The 1501-nt window shown below is 51.4% G+C and carries 1 protein-coding gene; it reads left to right on the top strand.

Annotation, left to right across the window (positions count from 1 at the left end):
* Positions 1 to 224 precede the first annotated feature (224 nt).
* A partial coding sequence (locus tag WMO20_RS14345) for a recombinase family protein (protein ID WP_349187304.1) occupies positions 225 to 1501 on the top strand: 1277 nt, incomplete at its 3' end.

The raw sequence follows: 1501 nt of genomic DNA, 5'->3' as shown, positions 1-1501 counted from the left end.
ACCACCACGGAGAAAGTCGGTCACACCACCTACACCGTGACCGGCAGCTATGAGGGCAAGGAATCCTTTTTGAAGAAACTGGAGCGCATTGTTGCCAAGAACGCCCAGCAAAAATTTGAAGATGAGGGTGCAGACGAATGACAACTGCGTCCAATTCTGCTATACTTGATCCGGTAACCAATCCTGTACTGACAGTTGCTCCACAGAATAAGGAGGACACAACAATGTCTGGAGCAACGAATAAAATCACCGCACTTTACTGCCGACTGTCGCAAGAGGACGCACGGCTCGGCGAAAGCCTGTCCATTGAGAACCAGAAGGTCATCCTTCTGGAATACGCCAAAAAGAACCACTTCCCGAACCCGGTGTTCTTTGTGGATGATGGCTACTCCGGCACGAACTATGACCGTCCCGGCTTTCAGAGTATGCTGGTCGAGATCGAAGCAGGGCGTGTAGGAATCGTTATCACGAAGGATTTGTCCCGACTGGGGCGCAATTCTGCCTTGACTGGTCTGTACACCAACTTCACCTTTCCCCAGTATGGCGTTCGCTACATCGCCATTAACGACAACTACGACACCATTGACCCGAACAGCGTAAACAACGATTTTGCGGGCATTAAGAACTGGTTCAACGAGTTTTACGCCCGCGATACCAGCCGCAAGATTCGGGCCGTTCAGAAGGCCAAGGGAGAGCGTGGAGTACCGCTGACGGTTAATGTTCCGTACGGCTATGTAAAAGACCCGGAGAACCCGAAGCATTGGCTTGTTGACCCGGAAGCGGCTGCGATTGTGAAGCGCATCTTCTCCATGTGCATGGAGGGACGTGGGCCGACCCAAATTGCGAACCAACTGTGGGCAGATAAAGTTCTGACTCCTACCGCCTACAAGTTGAGCCATGGCCGGAGCACAAACGCACCTGCCCCGGAAGACCCTTATCGCTGGGATAAAAGAGCAGTAAGTTTGATTCTGGAACGCCGGGAGTACACTGGCTGCACAGTCAACTTCAAGACCTATACTAACTCTATCTGGGATAAAAAGAGACATCTGAATCCTGTGGAAAATCAGGCTATCTTCCCGGATACACATGAGCGCATTATTGACGATGATGCGTTTGAAAAGGTTCAGGAGATTCGCAGCCAGCGTCACCGTATGACCCGAACAGGCAAGAGCAGCATTTTCTCCGGTATGGTCTACTGCGCTGACTGCGGTTCCAAGATGCAATATGGTTCGTCCAATAACAGGGACTTCAGTCAAGACTTCTTTGATTGCTCTCTGCACAAGAAGAACGGGAGCAAGTGCAAGGGACATTTCATCCGGGTAAAGGTTCTGGAAGGACGTGTGCTGAGTCATGTTCAGCGGGTGACGGACTACATTCTCCGTCATGAAAACTACTTCCGCAAGGTCATGGAGGAGCAGCTTCGTGTGGAAAGCAGCGAAAAGCTGACCGTCCTGAAGAAGCAGCTTGCCCGGAATGAGAAGCGGATTGTAGACCTCAAACG

Origin of the sequence: Faecalibacterium intestinale (assembly GCF_040096575.1) — a bacterium.
Classification (GTDB): domain Bacteria; phylum Bacillota; class Clostridia; order Oscillospirales; family Ruminococcaceae; genus Faecalibacterium; species Faecalibacterium intestinale.
The sequence above is the reverse complement of the archived record's forward strand: the minus strand, read 5'-3'. Positions and strand labels throughout refer to the sequence as shown.